We start from the raw sequence: 3815 nt of genomic DNA, 5'->3' as shown, positions 1-3815 counted from the left end.
GGTGTCTAACTTGCCCTTCGGTTCGGGTAGTTCCTACAGTTCGTCTTCAAAAGCTCACCTGCCACACGTCAGCACGCTTTCGCGTCCCGGACGGGCCGGGTATCCGGCCACTTTCGCGAACGCTCTAGCACAGCGATTGGCGCAGGTCGGTTTGGAATTGCATCCGGACAAGACGTGCATCGTCTATTGTAAGGACGCGGATCGGCGGGGCTCGTACGAGTACACGGCGTTCACGTTCCTTGGATATACGTTCCGGCCCAGGCTGGCCAAGAACCGGTTCGGGAAGCACTTTGTTAGCTTCCTGCCGAGACCGTCCCTCGGACGCAACGGCTCGGACGCAGCTAGGGCGTGTTGCGAAAGTCGATCTTGGTCGTGGAATGATCACGCGCTGTGGCGCGTGGAGATCTGACGGATGAGCAGTGGGCCAGGCTGGAGCCGTTGTTGCCAAAGGGTAAGAAGCCTGGCCGGCCGCCGATATGGACGAGGCGGCAGCTGGTCGACGGCATACGGTGGCGGACCCGGACCGGGACGCCGTGGCGGGATGTACCCGAGCGGTACGGGCCGTGGGATCGGGTCTACGACCTGTTCCGGCGCCGCCAGCGCGACGGCACGTGGAAGCGAGTCTTCACCGAACTGCAGGCCCAGGCGGACGCGAAGGACCTGATCACCTGGGATGTCAGTGTCGACTCGACGATCTGCCGGGCCCACCAGCACTGCGGGTGCCGATTAATCATCCGTCCAGCTCAGGCGGCATGTTGGTACTCGTGGAGGGTTCCGCCGAGCCGATCTCGTCGGTGGATGTCCAGGGGTGCGATCTGTCCTGTATTGCTGGTCGGTTCGGGCAGCGGGCGGAGCGGAGCTGCTTGGTCCAGGGTCCGGTGCGGGCGGTGCTGGTTGTAGAACGACTCGAACTCGGATAGGGCGTGGAGTAGGTGGCGCTGGTTCCATATGAGGGTGTGGTCCAGCAGCTCGCGCCGGCAGGTCTGTACCCAGCGCTCCATGATGGAGTTCATGCGAGGCATTCGGATGCCACAGGTCACCACGCGCAGGCCCGCGTCCTGTATCACAGCGTCGAAAGCCGCGGTGAATTTCGAGTCCCGGTCACGGATCAGGAACTTCGCCCTTGCGCCCGCGTCCTCCAGGTCCATGATGAGATTGCGCCCCAACTGCACCACCCAGGCTGCGGTCGGATGCGCGGTAGCGCCGAGGATCCGGATGCGCCTGCTGGCGTGCTCGATGACGGCGAAGACGTACAGGCGCGCTCCGGTCAGGGTGCGGGTCTCGAAGAAGTCGCAGGCGAGCAGCGCGTCCGCCTGGCTGTGCAGGAAGTCGGCCCAGGTGGTGCCCTGGCGTTCCGGGGCGGGTGGGATGCCGTGCTCGCGGAGGATTTCCCAGACGGTGGAGGCGGCGACCTTGATGCCCAGCGCCGCGAGTTCACCGTGGATTCTGCGGTACCCCCAGGAGCTGTTCTCGCGTGCCAGGCGAAGGACCAGGGCGCGGATCGATCGGACGGTGGGCGGGCGTCCGCGCCGCCTCGGTGCGCAGGTCGCGGCATGGCGCCGTTTGAGCAGGTCGCGATGCCAGCGCAAGATCGTGTCCGGGCTTACGAGCAGCACGAGCTGGCGCAGCTTGTCCGTCGGAAGATGGTGGAGCAGGCCGGCGAGCACCGCGCGGTCGGTGTCGGTGAACGCGGGCTTGCCGGCTTGGCGTTGCAGGACCAGCAGCTGGTGCCGCAGCGCGAGGATCTCGATGTCTTTGTCCCGCTCGCTCATCGGCAGCAACCGCAGGAGCGTGAAGGTGTTGGTCACGGCGAGGTAGGCCAGGCGAAGCAGCACGACAGATCATGATGCCGCCCGACCGCCGTCCACGTGAACAACACGGGCACGAACTGCGCGGCAGCAGAGGACCATGTCATCGACGATCAAGCTCCTAGCGAGTAGCCGGGGGGAATCTCGCCCCCCGGCTCTCTCAGAACCGTGCTTGATCGTCTCCGATCACACGGCTCCCATCGTCCGGTCGTTCACGTTCCCGGCTTGACGAACTTCCAGTGGGCGAAGAGTCCGGGATACAGCCTGGCGTGGCTGCCCAGAGCATCGCGCGCCCTCGCTCGTTTCCGTCGGAACCGCTTGTACTTCTGTACGAGCCACCGCAACAGGTAGTCGTTGATGCGGTTGAGGCTGGAGTACAACGCGGACGGGAAGAAGCGCCCGTAGTAGTTGATCCAGCCCCGCACGACCGGGTTGATCTCCCGGGCGAGTTGCTCCAGAGTCCATCCACTGCGCAGGTGCAGCCGCCAACGGCGGATCTGCGCCCGGATCTGCTTGGCGGCCTCGTCACTGATGGCCGGGTTGAAACTGAAGAAGTAGTTCCCCTTCTTCGCCCTGACCATCCGCACCCGAAACCCGTACCCCAGGAACGTGAACGAGGTGTGCTCGTACGAACCACGCCTCAGCGCGTCCTTGCAGTACACAATGCGGGTCTTGCCGGGATGCAGTCGCAGCCCCCCGCACTCGGCCAGCCGCCCGGCGATGGCCTCACGCACACGCTGTGCCTGGGCCTCGCTGCGGCAGTGGACCACCAGGTGAGTCGGCGGCGGGAATCGCACCCGCCGCCGCTCGCAGAACCGTGCGGGAGCCTCTCAGCTCACACGGCTCCCATCGTCCAGCCATCAGGCTTGAGGCCGAACCGCCAATGGGCGAACAGATTCGGATACCGGCGGGCAGTGCCCGCCAACAATTCCCGTGCCCGTTTCTCCCGGCGGCGGAGTCGCTTGTATTTCTGGCAAGCCCAGCGCACCAGCAGTTGATTGATGCGCCGGAGGAGGGGATACAACATGGACTTGTAGAAGCGCCCGTAATAGTTGATCCATCCTTGCACGATGCTGTTGAACATCCGTGCCAGGTCCGTCAGGGACTTGTCACTGCGGCGGGCAATGTGCCAGGAGCGGATCTCCTTGCCCATCGCCTTGATCGCCTCCTTGCTGACCGCGGGCAGAAAGCTCACAAAGTGCTTCCCGAACCGGTTCTTGGCCAGCCTCGGACGGAACGTGTACCCAAGAAACGTGAACGACGTGTGCTCGTAAGAGCCCCGCCGGTCCGCATCCTTGCAGTAAACTATGCGCGTCTTGTCCGGATGCAACTCCAGGCCGACCTGCGCCAATCGCTGCGCGAGAGCGTCCCGCACGCGGCGGGCCTGCCCCTCACTACCACAGTGGATTACCGCATCGTCGCAGTACCGCTCGAAGGTGACCTGCGGGAACTCCCGCGCCAGCCACATATCAAACGCGTAATGCAGATACAGATTCGCCAGCACGGGAGAAACCACGCCCCCAACGCAATGGGCAACTTCTGTTTCGAGGTGACGCTCGGCTACCGACGGCTGGAACTCCTTCCCCGCACGGAGGGTAAGGGGCGTCACAATGGGTAGTAGGTTTGTGACATGGTGCGTGGTGATCGTGTCGATAGCGTCGAGTACGCCCGGCGGGTCAACGCCGCCGCGGATCTGGCCGGGGCAGGTGCGCCTGTGGCCGCAGCCGCCCGCACGTTGGCGAGTAGGTACGGGGTGTCGGTGCGTCAGGCACGCCGGTATCTGGAGCAGGCCGTGGCTGTTGGACGGGTCGAAGTCCCCGAGTCGAGCGTGGTGTTGACCGTCAAGCTGCCCGGCTCGCTGGCAGGGCAGATCCGCGCACGTGCGCAGGAGAGCGACCGGGCGATCTCCGCGGTGGTGGCCCAGGCCCTGGCCGAGTTCCTCGAGCGGGGCGGCTCGGAGGGCCGGCCCCACAGGTGAGCGGCCGGTTGGTGGAGGCGGTAGCGGTT

4 protein-coding genes and 1 pseudogene are annotated in these 3815 nt (G+C 65.1%); 2 read left to right on the top strand and 3 right to left on the bottom strand.

The annotated features are described in order from the left end of the window. Window positions 1–390: 390 nt before the first annotated feature. Window positions 391–615 (top strand): annotated as a pseudogene (locus tag FCI23_RS62100) (transposase); the annotation flags it as partial. A 128-nt stretch (window positions 616–743) separates the two neighbouring features. Here the strand turns inward: FCI23_RS62100 and FCI23_RS54435 are convergent. From FCI23_RS54435 to FCI23_RS62095, 3 genes are all read right to left on the bottom strand, one after another. After that, window positions 744–1835: an integrase core domain-containing protein gene (locus tag FCI23_RS54435; RefSeq protein ID WP_136731593.1), complete on the bottom strand. Its 1092-nt coding sequence runs from the start codon at window positions 1833–1835 to the stop codon at window positions 744–746. 185 nt (window positions 1836–2020) lie between these two features. Beyond that, window positions 2021–2542, bottom strand: a complete 522-nt coding sequence (locus FCI23_RS54430) for a group II intron maturase-specific domain-containing protein (RefSeq protein ID WP_211265899.1) — start codon at window positions 2540–2542, stop codon at window positions 2021–2023. Window positions 2543–2643: 101 nt separating this feature from the next. Next, window positions 2644–3324, bottom strand: a complete 681-nt coding sequence (locus tag FCI23_RS62095; protein ID WP_265737864.1) for a group II intron maturase-specific domain-containing protein — start codon at window positions 3322–3324, stop codon at window positions 2644–2646. A 114-nt stretch (window positions 3325–3438) separates the two neighbouring features. On the opposite strand from FCI23_RS62095, the gene FCI23_RS62090 reads away from it, so the two are divergent. Continuing rightward, window positions 3439–3786 (top strand): hypothetical protein, encoded by a 348-nt coding sequence (locus tag FCI23_RS62090; protein ID WP_136731591.1) that lies wholly within the window; start codon window positions 3439–3441, stop codon window positions 3784–3786. Window positions 3787–3815: the final 29 nt, after the last annotated feature.

The sequence above is a fragment of the Actinacidiphila oryziradicis genome (genome assembly GCF_005047355.1).
Classification (GTDB): domain Bacteria; phylum Actinomycetota; class Actinomycetes; order Streptomycetales; family Streptomycetaceae; genus Actinacidiphila; species Actinacidiphila oryziradicis.
Note: the sequence above shows the minus strand (reverse complement) of the source record. Positions and strands in the feature narration are given on the sequence as shown.